Origin of the sequence: Streptomyces sp. B93 (genome assembly GCF_018070565.1) — a bacterium.
Taxonomy (GTDB): Bacteria; Actinomycetota; Actinomycetes; order Streptomycetales; family Streptomycetaceae; genus Streptomyces.
This window is the reverse complement of record NZ_JAGPXL010000018.1, coordinates 107796-126461: the sequence shown is the minus strand read 5'-3', so window position 1 is coordinate 126461 and position 18666 is coordinate 107796. Positions and strand designations below refer to the sequence as shown.

The 18666-nt window shown below is 72.6% G+C and carries 15 protein-coding genes; all 15 read right to left on the bottom strand.

Features of this window, described 5'->3' with window-relative positions:
* Window positions 1–62: 62 nt before the first annotated feature.
* Window positions 63–1121 carry a sugar phosphate isomerase/epimerase gene (locus KBY47_RS19625; protein ID WP_210922475.1) on the bottom strand — a complete coding sequence of 353 codons (1059 nt, stop codon included), beginning with the start codon at window positions 1119–1121 and terminating at the stop codon, window positions 63–65.
* A gap of 72 nt (window positions 1122–1193) precedes the next feature.
* Entirely contained in the window at window positions 1194–2576 is a 1383-nt protein-coding gene (locus tag KBY47_RS19620; protein WP_210922474.1) for a nucleotide pyrophosphatase/phosphodiesterase family protein, read from the bottom strand.
* Window positions 2573–3781, bottom strand: coding sequence for a metabolite traffic protein EboE (gene eboE / locus KBY47_RS19615; protein ID WP_210922473.1), 1209 nt, complete (start codon window positions 3779–3781; stop codon window positions 2573–2575). The genes KBY47_RS19620 and eboE overlap by 4 nt, the downstream gene beginning before the upstream one ends.
* Window positions 3782–3784: 3 nt before the next feature.
* Window positions 3785–4633 (bottom strand): TatD family hydrolase, encoded by an 849-nt coding sequence (locus KBY47_RS19610; RefSeq protein ID WP_210922472.1) that lies wholly within the window; start codon window positions 4631–4633, stop codon window positions 3785–3787.
* Window positions 4633–5403: an EboA domain-containing protein gene (locus KBY47_RS19605; protein WP_210922471.1), complete on the bottom strand. Its 771-nt coding sequence runs from the start codon at window positions 5401–5403 to the stop codon at window positions 4633–4635. The genes KBY47_RS19610 and KBY47_RS19605 overlap by 1 nt, the downstream gene beginning before the upstream one ends.
* Window positions 5400–6320 (bottom strand): sugar phosphate isomerase/epimerase, encoded by a 921-nt coding sequence (locus KBY47_RS19600; protein ID WP_210922470.1) that lies wholly within the window; start codon window positions 6318–6320, stop codon window positions 5400–5402. The genes KBY47_RS19605 and KBY47_RS19600 overlap by 4 nt, the downstream gene beginning before the upstream one ends.
* The gene (locus KBY47_RS19595) at window positions 6317–7423 is read right to left on the bottom strand and encodes an SCO3242 family prenyltransferase (protein WP_210922469.1); all 1107 of its coding nucleotides are present in this window, start codon (window positions 7421–7423) and stop codon (window positions 6317–6319) included. Before KBY47_RS19595 ends, KBY47_RS19600 begins: the two co-directional genes overlap by 4 nt.
* Window positions 7420–8562, bottom strand: a complete 1143-nt coding sequence (locus KBY47_RS19590; RefSeq protein ID WP_210922468.1) for an inositol-3-phosphate synthase — start codon at window positions 8560–8562, stop codon at window positions 7420–7422. The genes KBY47_RS19595 and KBY47_RS19590 overlap by 4 nt, the downstream gene beginning before the upstream one ends.
* Before the next feature lie 148 nt (window positions 8563–8710).
* Complete coding sequence (locus tag KBY47_RS19585; RefSeq protein WP_210922467.1) at window positions 8711–10087, bottom strand: ThuA domain-containing protein; 1377 nt, start codon at window positions 10085–10087, stop codon at window positions 8711–8713.
* An 11-nt stretch (window positions 10088–10098) separates the two neighbouring features.
* Window positions 10099–12588 carry a PQQ-dependent sugar dehydrogenase gene (locus tag KBY47_RS19580; RefSeq protein ID WP_210922466.1) on the bottom strand — a complete coding sequence of 830 codons (2490 nt, stop codon included), beginning with the start codon at window positions 12586–12588 and terminating at the stop codon, window positions 10099–10101.
* An 85-nt stretch (window positions 12589–12673) separates the two neighbouring features.
* A complete protein-coding gene (locus tag KBY47_RS19575; protein ID WP_210922465.1) occupies window positions 12674–13672 on the bottom strand; it encodes a sugar phosphate isomerase/epimerase in 999 nt (332 codons plus the stop codon).
* Window positions 13673–13741: 69 nt separating this feature from the next.
* Window positions 13742–14965 (bottom strand): Gfo/Idh/MocA family protein, encoded by a 1224-nt coding sequence (locus KBY47_RS19570; protein ID WP_210922464.1) that lies wholly within the window; start codon window positions 14963–14965, stop codon window positions 13742–13744.
* An 89-nt stretch (window positions 14966–15054) separates the two neighbouring features.
* On the bottom strand, window positions 15055–16098 hold the full coding sequence (locus KBY47_RS19565) for a substrate-binding domain-containing protein (RefSeq protein ID WP_210922463.1): 1044 nt from the start codon (window positions 16096–16098) through the stop codon (window positions 15055–15057).
* Window positions 16099–16115: 17 nt separating this feature from the next.
* Complete coding sequence (locus KBY47_RS19560; protein WP_210922462.1) at window positions 16116–17135, bottom strand: ABC transporter permease; 1020 nt, start codon at window positions 17133–17135, stop codon at window positions 16116–16118.
* Window positions 17132–18649 (bottom strand): sugar ABC transporter ATP-binding protein, encoded by a 1518-nt coding sequence (locus tag KBY47_RS19555; protein ID WP_210922461.1) that lies wholly within the window; start codon window positions 18647–18649, stop codon window positions 17132–17134. The genes KBY47_RS19560 and KBY47_RS19555 overlap by 4 nt, the downstream gene beginning before the upstream one ends.
* Between the last annotated feature and the right edge of the window lie 17 nt (window positions 18650–18666).

The window sequence follows — 18666 nt, the reverse complement described above, 5'->3', positions numbered from 1 at the left end:
GGCCCGTGTGTGAGGAGGTCCTCCCCGCTCCCGGGGAGGACCTCCTCACGCGTGTACGGCCGTCAGCACTTCTCGCGCAGGGAGTGCAGGTGCGCGCTGGACTTGCGGGCGAAGGCGAAGGACTCGGCCGGGTTGTCGTGCTCCGCCTGCCAGTGGTGGGCCAGCCGGTGGCCGCGCAGCCTGGTCACCCCGGAGATGAAGCGCTGGTAGTCGATGTCACCGTCGCCGACGTCGGCCATGCGGTAGCCGTGCTCTACCGACGGGTCGCTCACGCCGTCCTTGACGTGGAAGAGCGGGTAGCGGTCGGGCTGGTCCAGGACGTAGTCGAGCGGTTCGAAGGGGGCGGGGGTGCCGTCCGGGCGCCGGGAGAAGCGGAACTGGCCGACGTACGCCCAGTAGATGTCCATCTCCAGGTAGACCAGGTCCGGGTCGGTCTCGGCGAGCAGGACGTCGTAGAGGCGCACGTCGGGCCGGTCGGTGGCGAAGGAGAACTCCTCCGAGTGGTTGTGCTGGTAGAACTTCATGCCGCGGGCCTTGGCGGCGGCGCCGTAGGTGTTGAACTCCTCGGCGGCCCGCTTCCAGGCGTCGACGGTGGAGCCGTAGCGGAACGGGCCGGAGGCGGTGCCGATGTGCTTCAGGCCGAGGGCCTGGGCGTCGTCGAGGACCTTGGTGAGGTTCTGCGCGAAGGTGTAGGCGTTCGGGTCGTCGGAGTAGTAGCCGACGTGGCTGCCGATGGGGTTCAGGCCGTGGTTGCGCGCCAGCCGCTTGAGCTGGGCGAGGGTGATGGGACCGGCCGAGCCCTGGGTGTACCCGGCGAACTCGACCTCGTCGTAGCCGTACTTCTGGAGTTCCGCGAAGACGGGGGCGAAGCCGAGGGTGGAGACCTTGTCGCGCAGGCTGTAGAGCTGGATGCCGAGGCGGCCGGGCGGCAGCACCGGACGGCCGCGGCCCGCGGCGGTCGCAGCGGCGGGGGTGCTCGCCTGGGCGGGGGCGGCGGCGCCGAGCAGTGCGGCGGCGGTGGCGCCCGCGGCCACGCCGAGCATGTTCCTCCTGCTGAGGCGGTGGGCCAGTTCGGGGTCGTCGGCCTTGCTCCAGCGGCTGGTGCGGGGGGTGCGGCTCATGCGGAACTCCTCCGGGTGGCAGTGCGTTGTCAGTGGTGAGTGCTTCACTGGTGACCAGTAGGAAGTGGCCGGTCAGGTGCCGAGACCGGCGAGGTGGAGCAGCAGGGCTTTCACGTCGGTGGCCGCGACGCGGTCACCGACCGACCGGGGGGTGGAGCAGATGATGAGCGGACCTTCGTCGTCGCTCGCGGGGAGGCGGCCGTGGCTGCCGCGAATAGGTGAGGGGTCCAGGGGCACCACCGCCATGCGGTAGCGCATGCCGAGCTTCTTGCGGGCCAGCGCGGTGGCCGCCTTCACCTTGACGTAGGGGTCGAGGGGGTCCATGAAGAGTTCGACCGGGTCGTAGCCGGGTTTGCGGTGGATCTCGACGAGCTGTGCGAAGTCGGGCGCGCGGTCGTCGTCGAGCCAGTAGTAGTACGTGAACCAGGCGTCCGGCTCCGCCACGGCGACGAGGTCGCCGGAGCGCGGATGGTCGAGGTGGTGGGTCTTCTTGCCCTCGTCGTCGAGGAGTCGGTCGATGCCGGGCAGCCCGTCGAGGGCGGCGCGGGCCGCGTCGAGGTCCTCGGGCCGCCGGACGTAGACATGGGCGATCTGGTGGTCGGCGACGGCGAAGGCGCGGGACGCCATCGGGTCGAGGTACTCCATGCCGTCCTGAGTGTGCACCTCGAGCAGTCCGGCCCGGCGCAGGGCGCGGTTGATGTCGACGGTGCGGCTGACCCGGGTGATGCCGTACTCGGAGAGCGCGACGACGGTGCGGCCCTCGGCGCGGGCGTCGTCCAGCAGGGGTGCCAGGGCCGCGTCGAGGTCGGCGGCGGCCTTCAGCGAGCGCGGGTCGTCGGGCCCGAAGCGCTGGAGATCGTAGTCGAGGTGGGGGAGGTAGCAGAGCGCCAGGTCGGGGCTGCGGGTGTCCAGGATGTGGCGGGTGGCGTCGATGATCCACTGGCTGGAGACCAGGTCAGCGCCGGGTCCCCAGAAGTGGAAGAGGGGGAAGGTGCCGAGTTTGTCGGTGAGTTCGTCGTGCAGGGCCGGGGGCCGGGTGTAGCAGTCGGGTTCCTTGCGGCCGTCGGCGTAGTAGACGGGGCGGGGGGTGACGGTGATGTCGGTGTCGGCGCCCATGGCGTACCACCAGCAGATGTTGGCGACGGTGTAGCCGGGGTGGGCACGGCGGGCGGCGTCCCAGAGCTTGTCGCCGGCGACGAGTCCGTTGTGCTGGCGCCACAGCAGTACGTCGCCGAGTTCGCGGAAGTACCAGCCGTTGCCGACGATGCCGTGCTCCGACGGGAGGGTGCCGGTGAGGAAGGTGGACTGCGCCGCGCAGGTCACGGCGGGCAGGACGGTGCCCAGCGGTGCCTGGGAGCCAGACTGGGCGAGGGATTTCAGGTGGGGCATGTGGTGGAGGAGACGGGGGGTGAGGCCGACGACGTCGAGGACGAGGAGCGGGGTGGGGGCGCTCATGGCAGCTCCTTCAGGCCGAGGTCGGTCAGCAGGTCGCGCGCGAGGGTGAGTTCGGCGGCGATGCCGTCGGCGAGCTGGGTACGGCCGCGGGGGCGCAGCTCGGGCGGGAGGGCCTGCCAGGTGTAGGTCTCGACCTCGAGGTGGTGGGTCAGCGGGCGCGGGCCGCCGACCAGGCGGGCCAGTGCGGTGGTCAGGACGGGAAGCGTGGAGGTGAGGGGCGCGGCGGGGGCCGCGTGCAGGGGGACGTGGAAGTGGGCGCGCCAGGGGGCGGCGTCGGGCAGGGCCTCACCCTTCAGGGCCTCACCGAGGTCGTCGGTGCCGCGCAGTCCGGCGGCGGTGGACGTGCGGGTCTGGTGCAGGAAGCGGGGTTCGTCGAAGGCGGCGAGGGCGGCGCGGACCTCGGGGAGATGGGGGTGTTCGGCGTGCAGGGCGGCGGAGAGCTGGGACTTGACGATGGGGACACCGGCCGCGCTGAGGGCGTCCAGGGCGGTGTGCGGATCTTCGAAGGAGGTGGCGAGGTGGCAGGTGTCGACGCAGATGCCGATGCGGTCGTGGGCGATCGCGGTGAGCGGGGCGATGGCGTCGCCGGTGGTCTCGACGACGCAGCCGGGTTCGGGTTCCAGGCCGAGGCGGATGGAGCGGCCGGTGAGTTCCCTGAGGGCGTCCAGGCGCTGGGCGAGGGCCAGCAGGGCGGTGCGGGCCGCCCGGTCGCGTTCGTCGGTGGCGGCCCCGGTCCGCTCGGGCGGGGTGGTCGGCTGCGGGAGCGGGGTGCGCCAGGCGAGGGGCAGGGTGGAGATGCTGCCCTCGGTGACGTCGTCGGGCAGCAGCGCGGCGAGGACCCGGGCCAGGGCGGTGGTGTGCTCGAGCCGTTCGGGGTCGGTCCAGTCCGGCTTGTACACGCGGTACTTGACCTCTTCGGCGCCGAACCCCTCATAGGGGAAGCCGTTGAGGGTGACCACCTCCAGGCCGCGCCGGTCGAGTTCGCAGCGCAGTCCGCGCAGCGCCGAGGGGTCGGTGACCAGGGCGTGGGCGGCGTCCTTGGCCAGCCACAGGCCGATGCCGAGCCGGTCCCGGCCGAGCCTGCGGCGCACCGGTTCGCAGTGGTCGCGGAGCTGGGCGAGGACACCGTCGAGGGTCTCGGCGGGATGGACGTTGGTGCAGTAGGCGAGGTGGACGGTGGAGCCGTCCGGGTGGCGGAAGCGCATGCCTCACTCCCCGCCGCGCAGGATGGAGTTGCCCTCGTGGGTGGCGTCGGTGGCGGCGACATCGAGGTGGAGGCGTCCGCTGAGCCCGTAGAAGGCCACCGGGTTGCGCCACAGCACGCGGTCGACGTCGTCCTCGGTGAAGCCCTCGGCGAGCATCAGGTCGCCGACCTTGCGGGTCTTCAGGGGGTCGCTGCGGCCCCAGTCGGCGGCGGAGTTCACCAGGACCTGCTCGGGGCCGTGGGCGCGCAGGATCGCGACCATCCGCTCCTCGTCCATCTTGGTGTCCGGATAGACGGAGAAGCCCAGCCAGCAGCCGCTGTCCTTGGCCTCCTTGACGGTGGTCTCGTTGAGGTGGTCGACCAGGACGCGGTCCATGGGCAGGGCGGATTCCCTGACGACGTCGAGGGTGCGGCGCAGACCGGCGAGCTTGTCGCGGTGCGGGGTGTGCACCAGCGCGGGGAGCCCGTGGTCGGCGGCGAGCTGGAGCTGGGCGGCGAGGGCCGTGTCCTCGGCGGGCGTCATCGAGTCGTAGCCGATCTCGCCGACGGCGACGACCTGGTCCTTGACGAGGTACCGGGGAAGTTCGTCGAGGACGGGCGCGCAGCGCGGGTCGTTGGCCTCCTTGGGGTTGAGGGCGAGCGTGCAGTGGTGGGCGATGCCGTACTGGGCGGCGCGGAAGGGTTCCCAGCCGAGGAGGGAGTCGAAGTAGTCGAGGAAGGTGGCCGGGGAGGTGCGGGGCTGGCCGAGCCAGAAGGAGGGTTCGACGACGGCGCGGACGCCCGCGGCATACATGGCCTCGTAGTCGTCGGTGGTCCTGGACGTCATGTGGATGTGGGGGTCGAAGATACGCATCAGGACTCCTTGCCGTGGGGGGTGTCCGTGCCGGGCGAGGGCGGTGCCGACTCGGTCAGGGCCAGGACGTGGTGCAGGTCCCCGGGGACCGGGCGGCCCGCGGCGGTGCGTTCGGCGGCGTAGTCGCCGAGCATGCGGGCGAGTTCGGCGTCGCCGTGGGCGCGGCGCTCCAGGTCGGCCACCTGGTCCACGGGCACCCCGGTGAACAGGCACTTCAGCACGGCGTGGCGCCAGTTGTGCGCGTCGAGGTGCCGGGCCGCGTAGGGGCCGACGGCGGCGGCGAGCAGCCGGGTGTCATTGGTGCGCAGGGCGTCCTCGACGAGCGGGAGCGCGTGGGGGCCGGTGACGAGGTGGGGCAGGGCGTGCAGGACCGCGCGGCGTTCGTCGGCGGTGCCCTGGCGGTAGACGCGGTCGAGCGCGGCGGTGTCGGCGCGGGCCGCGTGCAGGATCAGGACGCGTGCGGCGTCGGCATGTTCGGTGCCGCAGCGGCGTCCGGCCTCGGCGAGCCGTAGCTCCCACACGGAGATCGGCCCGTGGCCGCCGGGGTGGGCGGCGGCCTCGTCGAGGGCCTGGTCGAGCCAGGCGCGGGCGGCTCCGCCGAGGCTCACGCCGAGGTGGGTGCGGAGCTGGTGCGGTGGGGTGACGGCGAGCGGAGGGGGAGCGGTGGGGCGGGTGGTGTGGCTGGTGGTGCTGTGGTGGGCGGCTTCGGTGTCGTCGCTGCCCGTGCTGCTCGCTGCCGGGGTGTCCGGTGCGGCGGGGCGGTGGGTCATCGGGCGCTGCTCCCTTCTGGGGTGGCGGAGGGCTCGCCGTGGGGTGGCGCGTCGAGCGGGGTCTCCGCGGTGGCGGAGGCTGCCGCGCGGTGGAGGAAGGGGAGGGAGAGTTCGGCGTAGTGGGGGCCCGCGTGGGAGTGGCGGGGCAGTTCGACGACGGTCAGGCCCTGGTAGCCGGTGGCGGCGAGGGCCGCCAGGACGGGCGGGAAGTCGATCTCGCCCTCTCCGAAGGGGAGGTGCTCATGGACGCCGCGGCGCATGTCCTCGATCTGGACGTGCCGCAGCCAGGGCGCGACGGCGCGGACGCAGTCGGCGGGCGGAAGGGGTTCGAGGCACTGGCAGTGGCCGATGTCGAGGGTGAGGCCGAGCTGGCTCGGGTCGCCGAGGGCGGTGCGCAGCCGGTGGAAGTCGGCGAGGGTGGCGAGGAGATGGCCGGGCTCGGGTTCGACGGCCAGGGGGATGCCCGCCGTGGTGGCGGCGTCCAGGACGGGGGTGAGGGATTGGGTGAGGCGTTTCCAGGCCGTGTCGTCGTCCGTTCCGGCCGGGGTGATCCCGCTGAAGCAGTGCACCGCGTGGGCGCCGAGGTCGGCGCCGATCCGGACGGCCCTGATCAGCAGGTCGACACGCCGGGCGCGGGCGTCGGGGTCCGGGTCCAGGAGGGAGGGGCCGTGTTTGCGGCGCGGGTCGAGCACATAGCGGGCCCCGGTCTCCACGGTGACGCCCAGTCCCAGGGCGGCCAGCCGGTGGGCGACCTGGCGGGTGCGGGCGGCGGCGTCCGGGGCCAGGGGGTCCAGGTGCATGTGGTCGAGGGTCAGACCGACGCCGTCGTAGCCGAGGTCGGCGAGCAGCGCCAGGGCGTCGTCGAGGCGGAGGTCGGCGAGACCGTTGGTGCCGTAGCCGAAGCGCAGGGGGCTCATGTGACGCTCACCTTCCTGGCGTACCTGCGGCCGAGCGGGGCGAGCGCGGCGACGCACAGGGCGGTGACGGAGGCGCCGGAGCGCGCGGACAGGGCGGCCTGGAGGGGGATGGTGGCGCGGATGCCGCCGCTGACGGCCCGTTGGGTGAGCGGGGGTGAGGGGTTGAGGACGGCGTGCGCGTAGGGGCGGGCGGCGGTGAGGGCGTAGAGCGCGCCGAGCGCGGTGGGCAGGGTGCCGCCGCCGGCGGGCTTCGTGCTCCCCTGCCGAGCCCGGGGCCGCACCGCCGGGCTCGCTGACGCGGTACCCGGCGCGGCGGCGCCGAGGAGGGCCGCGCCCGGCGTCGCCGCGCCCGTGGTGCCCGGCAGGCCGGAGGTGGCTGCTGGCCTCCGGCCTGCCGGGGGACTGGGTGAGCCGCGGGTCAGCAGCCCGGTGAGGGCCGTCGTGGCGGCGAGGGCCGCGAGCGGGGCCAGGGTGGAGCCGCCCTGGGTCTCGCGACGGGAGACGGCGGTGACGGCGAGGGTGTGGCTGCCGAGGAGGGCGGCGGACGGGAGGGCGTCGCGGGTGCGGCCGGTGGTGGCCGCCGCGCCGAGGAGGAGGTCGAGGCCGCGGGCGGCGGCCATGGCCGCCGGACCGGCGGGGGTGTGTTTCAGGGTCAGGTCGTAGGCCCAGACCGTGGCCGCCAGGGGGGCGGCGACGGTGAGGGCGGGGCGTCCGGCGCGGGCCGCCAGGGCGAGTCCGGCGCCGGTGAGGGCGCAGGCCGCGGTGAGGGCGGCGGCAGGGCGGACGCGGCCGGACGGCAGGGGGCGGTGCGGGCGTTCGGCGGCGTCCTCCGCGCGGTCCGCCCAGTCGTTGAGGGCCATTCCGGCGGAGTACAGGCAGAGGGAGGAGCCGATGGCGAGCAGGGTGCGGGAGGTGGGGCGCCGCGCGGTGGCGGCGGCCCCGGCGAGTGCGTCGCCGGGGACGGTGAACAGGGCGGGCAGGCGCAGGAGTTCGGCCCAGGCCCGGCCGCGGGCGCGCGGTACGCGGCGGGTGGGGCCGTCGCCCCGCCGGTCATCCGCGCGGGCCGGGTCCCCGCCCGCCCGTGCTGTCACGGTCGCCGTCACCGCGCCTCCTCACGTCCGTGCTGGGGCTCACGGAGCCGGGCGGCGAACGCGGTCAGTGCCGTGTACTGCTCCGCGAGGGCGGACGGCCCGTCCCCCATCGGGTCCTTGAAGTAGAAGCCCAGTTCGGACAGGGGTCCGGACAGGCCCGCCTCGTGGGCGCGCAGGATGAGCCGGGCCAGGTCGAGGACGAGGGGCGCGGCGAGGGCGGAGTCGCAGCCCTGCCAGATGGTCTGGAGGATCATGCGGGTGCCGAGGAAGCCGTCGAAGGCGATGTGGTCCCAGGCCGTCTTCCAGTCGCCGAGCGCGGGGACGTCGTCGATGTGTACCTCGCCCTCGGGGGTGGCGCCGAGGGTGTCGGCGAGGACGCGTTCCTTGCCCGCGTTCTTGGCCGCGGCGGCGGCCGGGTCGGCGAGGGCCGCGCCGTCGCCGCCGCCGAGCAGGTTGGTGCCGGACCAGGCCCGCACGTCGAGGGCCCGCTGGGTGAACATCGGGCCGAGGGCGGCGCGCAGCAGGGTCTGGCCGGTCTTGCCGTCGCGGCCCGCGTACGGCAGTCCGCTCGCGGTGGCCCGGTCGGCGAGGGCCGGGTGGTGCAGGCCGGTGGAGGGGGTGAAGTTGACGTAGGGGCAGCCCGCGCGCAGGGCGGCGGCGGCGTAGAGGGAGCTGGGCGGCAGGGTGCCGTCGGTGGGGTTGGGCTCGGTGGAGGCGACGTTCACCACCACGGCCCGGGTCAGTTCGTGGCGTCGTACGAAGTCCTCGATGTCCGCGGCGAAGGCGGTGATCAGGTCGTCGGGGGTGCGGGTGTCGCCGGGGGCGGGGCCGCCGGGGCGGATCTCACGGTCGGCGGCGGCGAGTTCGGAGGCGACGGCGGACGGCAGTCCGGCGGGGAGCACCCCGCCCGCGGCGAGGGCCTCGGCGCGTTTGGGCAGGGGGCAGTCGACGGTGTCGTGGCCGCCGAAGACGAGGGTGGACAGGGGCGGGAGTCCGGTGTCGGTGAAGGGAGGGGTCTCGGTGACCATGCCGGTGGGCGGGTGCAGTCCCGCCGTGACGGCGGCGCAGCCCGCGACGACGGTGGTGGCGACGGAGCCGCGGGCTCCGATCAGCCAGACGCCGACGCGCGGTCGGGGAAGGGACGCGGACATGGGCAGCCTCCTTGTCGTGCGCGAACCCTGGTGGGTCGCCGGACCCGGCTCCGGCGGCGGGCCGGTGGCCCGCGTGGGAGCCGGGGGTGGGGAAGGGGTGCGGTGGATGACGGCGGGCGGGAGTCCGGCGTCTCCCGCCCGCCGTCGCTCAGTCGCCCGCGGTGGCGGCGGTGGCCGCCGGGGGCAGTTCCTTGATCCGCACATCGCGGAAGGACACCTTGTCGGCGGCTCCGTGGTTCTGGATGCCGATGTGTCCGTCGGTGAGGCTCCGGGCGGGGTCGGTGTTGGTGAAGTCGTTGATCAGCACGCCGTTGAGCCAGACGCGGAGGCGTTCGCCCTCCACCCTGATCTCGTACGTGTTCCACTCCCCCGGCGGGTTCAGCGCGCGGTCGCGCTGTCTGAGGTCGGCGGACTGGAAGTCGTAGACGGCGCCGGTGGTCTTCTCCGGGGCGTCGGTGGCGTCGATCTGGATCTCGTAGCCGTTGCTGACCGCCGACCACGGGTCGTCCGAGGGCGGGAAGCCCACGAAGACGCCCGAGTTGTCGTCGCCGGACTCGCTGGCCATCTTCCAGTCGAGCTTCAGCGAGTAGGAGCCGAAGCCCGAGGCGGCGTACCAGAGCATGCCCATGCCGCCGGTGGTGGTGAGCGTGCCGTCGGCGCTCAGTTCGAAGGAGCCGGGGCCCGCCTGCTTCCAGTCGTCCAGGGAGGCGGCGGTGCCGTCGAAGAGCGGACGGTAGCCGGTCTCGGGGCGGCAGTCGGCCTGGGCGGCGCCGATGGTCCACCTGATGCCGCCCAGCAGGTGCTGCCGGAAGGCGGGTTCGGCGAAGGACTCCTTGGTGTGGCCGCCGCCGGTGTAGAAGGCCCGGCCGCCCTGGTAGTTCTGGCACCAGGCGATCGGGTGGTCGCCCTGCATGGTGCCGCCGGTGTAGGAGGACTCGTCGAGGGAGGCGAGGACATGGGCGTGCTCGCGCGGGTTGGAGCGGTAGTTGTACCACTCGTCGGTGCGGTTCCAGGCCTTCTCCAGTCCCGCTGTGGCGGGGTGGGCGCGGTCCTCGACCTCGACGGTGGCGGGCTGGATCTGTGGGTGCGACTGGAAGTAGGCGCCCGCGAGGCCGCCGTAGAACGCCCAGTCGTACTCGGTGTCGGCGGCGGCGTGGATGCCGACGTAGCCGCCGCCCTTGCGGATGTAGCCCTCGAAGGCGCGCTGCTGGCTGGGGTTGAGCACGTCGCCGGTGGTCGACAGGAAGACGACCGCGTCGTACTTGCGCAGGTTGCGTGCGGTGAACGCGCCGGCGTCCTCGGTGGCGTCGACGGCGAAGCCGCCGCTGTCGCCGAGTTCCCGGACGGCCGCGACGCCCTCGGGGATGGAGTCGTGGCGGAAGCCCGCGGTCTTGGAGAAGACCAGTACCCGCGGGTCCTTGGACGCCTCTTCCGGCTGGGAGAGGGCCGGGGTGGAGACCACGCAGCCGAGCAGCATGGCCGTGCCCACGGCGGTGGTGAGGAGTCTGCCGTTGGTCCGTGTCATCGCCGCCTCCCTCAGCCGGTGGTGAAGGTGAAGTCGTCCACGTCGAACAGGGCTCCGGAGCCGCTGCCCTTGAAGACGAGGAACAGGGTGGTGGTGCCGCGCGGTGCGCGGGACAGATCGGCGCTGACGTCCTGGAAGGTCTCCCAGCCTCCGGTCACGGGCACCGCGGTCTTGCCGAGCAGGGTGCCGGTGGCGGAGCCCGCCCGGATCTCCAGGGTGCCGCCCGCGCCGCCGGAGGAGACTCGCGCGGTGACGCTCTTGGCGTTGTTCAGGGCGTACGGGGTGAAGGAGATCCAGTCGCCGTTGTTGATGTCACCGACGGTGCGGCCGCCGTGCGCGGCCTCCTTGGTGATCACCGAGACGCCGGAGCTGTCGCCGAAGTGCTCGGCCTGGCGGTGCTTGGGCTGGGTGACGTGCTGGTCGTGGGTGGTCAGCGGGGCCTGCCCGCCGCCCCCGTTGTCGGTGTACTCGGCGTCGACGACACCGAAGATGTTGGCGTCCTCGTCGTGGCCGCCGTCGGCGCTGGTCTGGAGGGTGCCGGAGCAGCCCTTGGCGGAGGTGAGCGGGTGACCGTGGGTGTCGTGGCCGAGGATGAAGGTGACGGTGACCTTGGAGCAGTCGATGGTCTTGCCGTCCTCGGGGTCGGTGACCTTCACCTTGAACGGGATGGCGTCACCGAAGCTGAACAGCTGCCCGTCCTTGGGGGTCTCCAGCACCACGGTGGGCGCGGTGTTGCCGACGACGATCTGCACGCTGGCGCTGCCGGTGCGGCCGGTGGGGTCCTCGGCGGTGACGGTGGCGGTGTAGGTGCCGTTCTGGCGGTAGCGGTGCGTGGGGTTGGCGGCGGTGGAGGTGGCGCCGTCGCCGAAGTCCCAGCGGTAGGTGAGGGCGTCGCCGTCCTGGTCGGTGCTGCCCGCGGAGGAGAAGCTCACCCGCAGTGGCGCCTGTCCGGAGGTCCGGCTGGCGCTGGCCTGGGCGACCGGGGAGTGGCCGTCGGTGGCGTTCTCGATGCGGTACAGGGCGGAGTTCTCGTCGCCGCCGAACCAGGCGAGGCCGTAGTCGAGGACGTAGAGGGCCCCGTCGGGTCCGAAGGCCATGTCCATCACCTGGGTGCCGGTCCAGGGGATGTCGTTGATGGACTGCACGGTACCGTCGGCGTCGCTGCTGATCCGCTTGATCCAGCGGCGGCCGAACTCACCGGCGAAGAAGTCGCCGTCGTAGGCCTCGGGGAACTTCACCGGCGAGTCGAGCGCGGGGTCGTAGTGGTAGACCGGGCCGCCCATCGGGGACTCGGAGCCGCTGCCGAACTCGGGGACGGAGCCGCCGTCGTACGGGATCCAGGCGGCCTGCGCCGGGGGCAGCTCGGTCAGGCCGGTGTTGTGCGGCGAGTTGTTGACCGGGGCGGAGCAGTCGAAGGCCGCGCCGGAGGTGCCGGTGGCGAAGTCGTAGTCGACGTAGGCGTCGTTGTCGCCGGTGCAGTACGGCCAGCCGAAGTTGCCCGGCTCGGTGACGCGGGCGAACTCGACCTGGCCGGCGGGGCCGCGGCTGGGGCTGGCCGCGCCCGCGTCGGGACCGTAGTCACCGACGTAGAGGATGCCGGTCTCCTTGTCGACGCTGAAGCGGAAGGGGTTGCGGAAGCCCATCGCGTAGATCTCGGGGCGGGTCTTGTCCGTGCCGGGGGCGAAGAGGTTGCCCTCCGGGACGGAGTAGGAGCCGTCCGCGTTGACCTTGATGCGCAGGATCTTGCCGCGCAGGTCGTTGGTGTTGCCGGAGGTCCGCTGGGCGTCGAAGGCGGGGTTGCGGTCGGCGCGCTCGTCGATGGGTGTGTAGCCGTCGGACTGGAAGGGGTTGGAGTCGTCGCCGGTCGACAGGTACAGGTTGCCCGCGGCGTCGAAGTCGATGTCGCCGCCGACGTGGCAGCAGATGCCGCGGGTGGCGGGGACGTCGAGGATCTGCTGCTCGCTGGCGTTGTCCAGGGTGCCGTCCTCGTTGAGGACGAAGCGGGAGAGGCGGTTGACGCCGTCGAAGGGCGCGAAGTCGGCGGCGGTGCCGGTCTCGGGGGCGTCGCCCGCGGGGGTGTTCAGCGGGGGCGCGTAATAGAGGTAGATGAAACGGTTGTTCTCGAAGTCGGGGTCGACGCCGATGCCCTGGAGGCCCTCCTCGTCGTGGGAGTAGACGTCGAGCTTCCCGGCGAGCTTGGTGTTGCCCGCGGCGTCGGTGAGCCGGAGTTCACCGTCGCGGGAGGTGTGCAGGACCGAGCGGTCCGGGAGGACGGCGAGCGACATGGGCTCGCCGACCTCCGCCTCGCCCTTGGCGAGGGTGACCTGCTGGAAGTCCTCGGCGGCCACGGCGGCGCCGGGGTCGGCGGCGGTGGCCTGGGGTGCGGCGAGCGTGAGGGACGCGCCCGCCAGCAGGGCGCCGCTGAGCAGGGCGATGGCTCTGCGGAAGAGGGGGTGTTTCGGGTGGGGGGCAGGGCGGTTGGTGCGGTCGTTCCCGTGCACGGGTGCCTCCAGAAAGGGGCCGGTTGTACGGGCGGTTACGAACGCCGGGGTGCGCCGTCACCCCGGTGAGCGATGTGGGGAGTGGTCAGTTGCCGAACGCGGCGTCGAAGGAAGCCGTCGGCGGTTCGAAGTCGTAGGCCTTGAGTCGTTTCAGCGCCTCCGGGGCGCCTTGCAGGCGGTCCATGCCCGCGTCCTCCCACTCCACGGAGACCGGACCCCGGTAGTCGATGGAGCGGAGCATCCGGAAGACGTCCTCCCAGGGGACGTCGCCGTGCCCGGCGGAGACGAAGTCCCAGCCGCGCCGCGGGTCGCCCCAGGGCAGGTGGGAGCCGAGGCGGCCGTTGCGGCCGTCGAGGCGCTTGCGGGCCTCCTTGCAGTCCACGTGGTAGATCCGGTCGCGGAAGTCCCACAGGAAGCCGACCGGGTCGAGGTCCTGCCAGACGAAGTGGGAGGGGTCGAAGTTGAGGCCGAAGGCCGGGCGGCGGTCGACCGCGTCGAGCGCGCGTACGGTCGTCCAGTAGTCGTAGGCGATCTCGCTGGGGTGGACCTCGTGCGCGAACCGCACGCCCTCGGCGTCGAAGACGTCCAGGATCGGGTTCCAGCGGTCGGCGAAGTCCTGGTAGCCGCGCTCGATCATCGACTCGGGCGCGGGCGGGAACATCGCGACCAGGTGCCAGATGGCGGAGCCGGTGAACCCGATGACGGTGTCCACGCCGAACGCCGCCGCCGCGCGCGCGGTGTCCGCGATCTCGGCGGCGGCCCGCTGCCGTACGCCCTCGGCCTCGCCGTCGCCCCAGATGCGGGCGGGCAGGATGGCCTGGTGGCGTTCGTCGATGATGGCGTCGCAGACCGCCTGGCCGACGAGGTGGTTGGAGATCGCCCAGCACTTCAGGCCGTACTTGTCGAGCAGCGCGCGCCGGGAGTCCAGATAGGAGGGGTCGGCGAGGGCCTTGTCGACCTCGAAGTGGTCGCCCCAGCAGGCGAGTTCGAGGCCGTCGTAGCCGAAGTCGCGGGCGAGTCGGCAGACCTCTTCCAGGGGCAGGTCGGCCCACTGGCCGGTGAAGAGCGTGAAGTTGCGGGGCATCCGTCCGGTCCTCCTCAGACGACGGTCAGGCGGCGGTCAGGCATGGGTCACGCGGTGGTCGGGCATGGATCAGGCGGCGATGGTCGTGTAGACGCTGTTCTTCTCGGCGCTCTCCTCCACCGCGGCGAGCACCCGCTGCACCTGGAGGCCGTCGGCGAAGGACGGCTCGGGGCGGCGGCCCTCGGCGACGGCGTGCACCAGGTCGCGGACCTGGTGGACGAAGGTGTGCTCGTAGCCGAGCCCGTGCCCGGGCGGCCACCAGGCCTCCAGGTAGGGGTGGTCGGGTTCGGTGACGAGGATGCGGCGGAAACCGGAGTAGGTGTCCGGTTCGGTGCCGTCGTGGAACCAGAGTTCGTTCAGCCGCTCCAGGTCGAAGGCGAGGGAGCCGCGTTCGCCGTTGAGTTCCAGGCGCAGGGCGTTCTTGCGGCCGGTGGCGTAGCGGGTGGCCTCGAAGGAGGCCAGGGCGCCGGAGGCGAAGCGGCCGGTGAACAGGGCGGCGTCGTCGACGGTGACCTCGCCGGTGCCGTCGGCGGACACCGCGGCGAGCCCGCTGGTGGGTCCACCGGGCAGCGGCCGGTGCCGTACGAACGTCTCGGTGAGCGCGGAGACCCCGGCCAGCGGCTCTCCGGCCAGGTGCTGTGCGAGGTCGACGATGTGCGCGCCCAGGTCGCCGAGCGAGCCGGACCCGGCGTGCTCCTTGCGCAGCCGCCAGGTCAGCGGGAACCGCGGGTCGGTCAGCCAGTCCTGGAGGTAGGTCACCCGGACGTGCCGCAGGGTACCGAGGCGGCCCTCCGCGACCATGCGGCGGGCGAGGGCGGTGGCGGGCACCCGGCGGTAGTTGAAGCCGACCATCGCCAACTGGCCCCGCGCGGAGGCGGATTCGGCCGCCGCCGACATCGCCTCGGCCTCCTCCACGGTGTTGGCGAGGGGCTTCTCGCACAGGACGTGCTTGCCCGCGGCGAGGGCGGCCAGCGCAATCTCGGCGTGGCTGTCGCCGGGGGTGCAGATGTCGACGAGGTCGATGTCGTCGCGGGCGACCAGGGCGCGCCAGTCGGTCTCGGCGGAGGCCCAGCCGTGCCGGTCGGCCGCGGCGCGTACGGCGGTGGCGTCCCGTCCGCAGATCGCGGTCAGCTCCGGCCGCATGGGCAGGTCGAAGACATGGCCCGCGGTGCGCCAGCCCTGGGAGTGGGCGGCGCCCATGAAGGCGTAGCCGACCATGCCGACGCGCAGGGGCGGCGGCCCCGCTGCCCCGCTGCGGTCGTCCGGCCCCTCGGCCTGCTGCGGCTGTCCCATTGGATGACTCCTCCTCGTCGTCGTGGCGCGGTGGGGGGTGGCGCCCGGCCCGCCGTCGGCGGCGGGCCGGGCCCGTGGTACGGGGCGCCTCACTCGAAGCCGGTGGACATGTACTGACCGACGTTGTCCTTGTCGACGACGGCCGAGTAGAGCGTGATGGAGGCGGGGATCTCGAACTCGGCCATGCCGCCGACGCCCTTGCCCTGGCCGAGGGCGCGGGCGAGGTCGATCGCGGAGGCGGCCATGGTCGGCGGGTAGAGGACGGTGGCCTTCAGGACGCTGTTGCCCGCCTCGATGGCCTGGAAGGCGGAGAGCGCGCCGGCGCCGCCGACCATCAGGAAGTCGTCGCGTCCGGCCTGTTCGATGGCGCGCAGGGCGCCCACGCCCTGGTCGTCGTCGTGGTTCCACAGGGCGTCGAAGTTGGACTGCGCCTGGAGCAGCTGGGCCATCTTGGCCTGCCCGGACTCCACCGTGAACTCGGCGGCCTGGCGGGCGACCTTCTTGATGTTGGGATAGTTCTTCAGGGCGTCGTCGAAGCCCTGGGTGCGCTGCTGGGTGAGTTCCAGGTTGTCGAGCCCGGCGAGTTCGATGACGCGGGCGTTCGGCTTGTCCTTGAGCTTCTCGCCGATGTAGTGCCCGGCGTTGAGGCCCATGCCGTAGTTGTCGCCGCCGATCCAGCAGCGGTAGGCCTGCGGGCTGTTGAAGATGCGGTCGAGGTTGATCACGGGGATGCCCGCGCGCATCGCCTTGAGGCCGACCTGGGTGAGGGCCTTGCCGTCGGCGGGCAGCACCACCAGGACGTCGACCTTCTTGTTGATGAGGGTCTCGATCTGCCCGATCTGCTGGGCGGTGTCGTTGGAGCCCTCGGTGATCTCCAGGGTGACGTCCGAGTACTTCCCGGCGCGGCTCTTGGCGTTGTCGTTGATGGCGTTGAGCCAGCCGTGGTCGGCCTGGGGACCGGCGAAGCCGATGGTGACCTGCTTGCCGGGCTGGTCGTCGGCGGCGGGCTGGTTGTTGTCCGCCTTGTCCTTGTCGTCGCTGGACTCGTTACTCGTGCAACCTGCGAGGAGGGCACCGGCCGAGACGGCGGCGGTCCCGAAGAGCAGTCCTCTGCGTGTGGGGAGCTGTGTCATGTCGGTGAACCCTTTCCTCAGGTCGTGCTCGCGGTACGGCGCTGGACCAGCACGGCGGCGACGATGATCGCGCCCTTGGCGATCTGCTGGACGTCGCTCTGAAGGTTGTTCAGGGCGAAGATGTTGGTGATGGTGGTGAAGATCAGGACGCCGAGCACGGAGCCGACGATGGTGCCGCGGCCCCCGCTGAGCAGGGTGCCGCCGATGATCGCGGCGGCGATGGCGTCGAGCTCGTAGAGGTTTCCGTTGGTGTTCTGACCGGAGCCGGACAGGATGATCAGCAGGAACGCGGCGATGCCGCAGCACAGTCCGGACAGCAGGTACAGGTAGAGGCGCTGGCGGCGGACGTCGATCCCGGCGAGGCGGGCGGCCTCGGGGTTGCCGCCGACGGCGACGGTGCGGCGGCCGAAGGTGGTGCGGTTGAGCACCAGCCAGCCGACGATGGTGACGAAGGCGAAGACCAGCACGAGCGGCGGGATGCCGAGCACGTAGGCGTCGCGTTCGCCGAGGTCGAGGACGCTGTCGACGGTGACGATCTGGGTGCGGCCGTCGGTGATCTGGAGGGCCAGGCCGCGCGCCGAGGCGAGCATGGCGAGGGTGGCGATGAACGGGACCATCCCGCCGTAGGCGATGAGCAGTCCGTTGACCAGGCCGCAGCCGACCCCGACCAGTACGGCGGTGAACAGGATGCCGCCGAAGCCGTACTCCTGGGTGGCGACGGTGGTCGCCCACACGGAGGCGAGGGCGACGATCGCGCCGACGGAGAGGTCGATGCCGCCGGAGGTGATGACGAAGGTCATCCCGACGGTGACGACGCCGATGACCGAGGCCTGGGTGAGGACGAGTTGGAGGTTGCGGGTGTCGAGGAACTCGTCCGGCTTGGTGATCCCGCCGATGACGACGAGGGCGGCGAGCACGCCCAGCAGGGTCAGGGTGCGGACGTCGGCGCGGAACACGAGGGTGCGCCATGCGGGCGGCGGGGGCGCCGACGGCACCTTGTCGGCGCTGTCCCGCGGCGGGGAGACGGGCTGCGTCATGACGCCGGGCTTCCTTCCATCACGAGGTCGAGTACGCGGTGTTCGTCGAGGTCGCGGGCGGGCGCGGTGTGGACGACGCGGCCCTCTCGGAGCACCAGGACACGGTCGGCGAGGCCGAGCACCTCGGGCACCTCGCTGGAGACCAGCAGGACGCCGAGGCCTTCGTCGGCCAGGCGGCGGACGACCGCGTACAGTTCGGCGCGCGCGCCCACGTCCACGCCGCGCGTCGGTTCGTCGAGCAGCAGCACCCGGCAGCCGCGCAGCAGCCAGCGCGCGAGCACCGCCTTCTGCTGGTTGCCGCCGGAGAGGGTGCGCACCGGCACGGACGGGTTGTCGGGGCGCAGCGACAGCTGCCGGGTCGCGGCGCGGGCGGCGCCCAGTTCGGCGCCGCGGTCGATCCAGCCGCCGCGGGAGAAGCGGGACATGGAGGAGACGGACACGTTCCGGGTGACCGACTCCAGCATCAAAAGGGCCTGGGCCTTGCGTTCCTCGGGGGCGAGCCCGAGCCCGGCGCGCACGGCGGCCCGTACGCTCCCGGGCCGCAACGGCCGCCCGTCCACCAGCACTTCACCGGCGGTGGGCTTCCTGGCGCCGTAGACGGTCTCCAGGATCTCGGAGCGTCCGGAGCCGACGAGTCCGGCGAGGCCGACGATCTCCCCGGGGCGGACCTCCAGGTCGAGCGGCTCGAACTCGCCGTCCCGGGCCAGGCCGCGCACCTGGAGCAGTGGTTCGCGGGCGGGCGGCTCGGTGGGCCGGTCGGGGAAGACGTACTCGACGTTGCGGCCGGTCATCAGGGCCACGACCTCACGGGTGGGCGTGGACTTGGCGGGCAGTCCGTTCGCCACCGCCCGGCCGTCCTTGAGGACGGTCACCCGGTCGCCGATGCGGCGGATCTCCTCCAGCCGGTGGGAGATGTAGACGACGGCGACCCCGTCGGCGGTCAGGTCGCCGACGATGCGGAAGAGGTTGTCGACCTCGTCCGGGTCGAGCGCCGCGGACGGCTCGTCCATCACGATGAGCCGTACGTCGTGGGAGAGGGCCCGCGCCATCGACACGATCTGCTGCTGCGCCGCCGACAGCTCCCCCACCAGCCGTGCCGGATCGATCTCGGGGTGGCCGAGCCGTTTCAGCAGCGCGGCCGTCGAGGAGCGGGCGGCGCCGCGCCGTACGACGAAGCCGACGGCCGTCGGCTCATGGCCGAGGTGGACGTTCTCGGCGACGGACAGGTGCTCCACCAGGTCGAGTTCCTGGTAGATGGTGGCGATGCCGAGGCGCATGGCGGCGATCGGCGAGCGGAGGGTGACCTCCTCGCCGCGCCAGCTGATGGTGCCGCCGTCGGGCTGGTGGGCACCCGCGAGGACCTTGATCAGGGTGGACTTCCCGGCGCCGTTCTGGCCGAGGAGGCAGTGCACTTCACCCGCCTGGACGTCGAGGGTGACGCCGTCCAGGGCGCGGACTCCGGGGAACGACTTGGTGATGCCGGACATGCTGAGCAGCGGTGGTTCTGGTGCCATGTGGGTTCCCCTTGGCG

What these genes read in the sequence shown, in the direction of transcription:
- KBY47_RS19625 (WP_210922475.1), bottom strand. Translation starts at nt 1,121, where the DNA reads ATGAGCCGCACCCCCCGCACCAGCCGCTGGAGCAAGGCCGACGACCCC.
- KBY47_RS19620 (WP_210922474.1), bottom strand. Translation starts at nt 2,576, where the DNA reads ATGAGCGCCCCCACCCCGCTCCTCGTCCTCGACGTCGTCGGCCTCACC.
- eboE (WP_210922473.1), bottom strand. Translation starts at nt 3,781, where the DNA reads ATGCGCTTCCGCCACCCGGACGGCTCCACCGTCCACCTCGCCTACTGC.
- KBY47_RS19610 (WP_210922472.1), bottom strand. Translation starts at nt 4,633, where the DNA reads ATGCGTATCTTCGACCCCCACATCCACATGACGTCCAGGACCACCGAC.
- KBY47_RS19605 (WP_210922471.1), bottom strand. Translation starts at nt 5,403, where the DNA reads ATGACCCACCGCCCCGCCGCACCGGACACCCCGGCAGCGAGCAGCACG.
- KBY47_RS19600 (WP_210922470.1), bottom strand. Translation starts at nt 6,320, where the DNA reads ATGAGCCCCCTGCGCTTCGGCTACGGCACCAACGGTCTCGCCGACCTC.
- KBY47_RS19590 (WP_210922468.1), bottom strand. Translation starts at nt 8,562, where the DNA reads ATGTCCGCGTCCCTTCCCCGACCGCGCGTCGGCGTCTGGCTGATCGGA.
- KBY47_RS19585 (WP_210922467.1), bottom strand. Translation starts at nt 10,087, where the DNA reads ATGACACGGACCAACGGCAGACTCCTCACCACCGCCGTGGGCACGGCC.
- KBY47_RS19575 (WP_210922465.1), bottom strand. Translation starts at nt 13,672, where the DNA reads ATGCCCCGCAACTTCACGCTCTTCACCGGCCAGTGGGCCGACCTGCCC.
- KBY47_RS19570 (WP_210922464.1), bottom strand. Translation starts at nt 14,965, where the DNA reads ATGGGACAGCCGCAGCAGGCCGAGGGGCCGGACGACCGCAGCGGGGCA.
- KBY47_RS19565 (WP_210922463.1), bottom strand. Translation starts at nt 16,098, where the DNA reads ATGACACAGCTCCCCACACGCAGAGGACTGCTCTTCGGGACCGCCGCC.
- KBY47_RS19560 (WP_210922462.1), bottom strand. Translation starts at nt 17,135, where the DNA reads ATGACGCAGCCCGTCTCCCCGCCGCGGGACAGCGCCGACAAGGTGCCG.
- KBY47_RS19555 (WP_210922461.1), bottom strand. Translation starts at nt 18,649, where the DNA reads ATGGCACCAGAACCACCGCTGCTCAGCATGTCCGGCATCACCAAGTCG.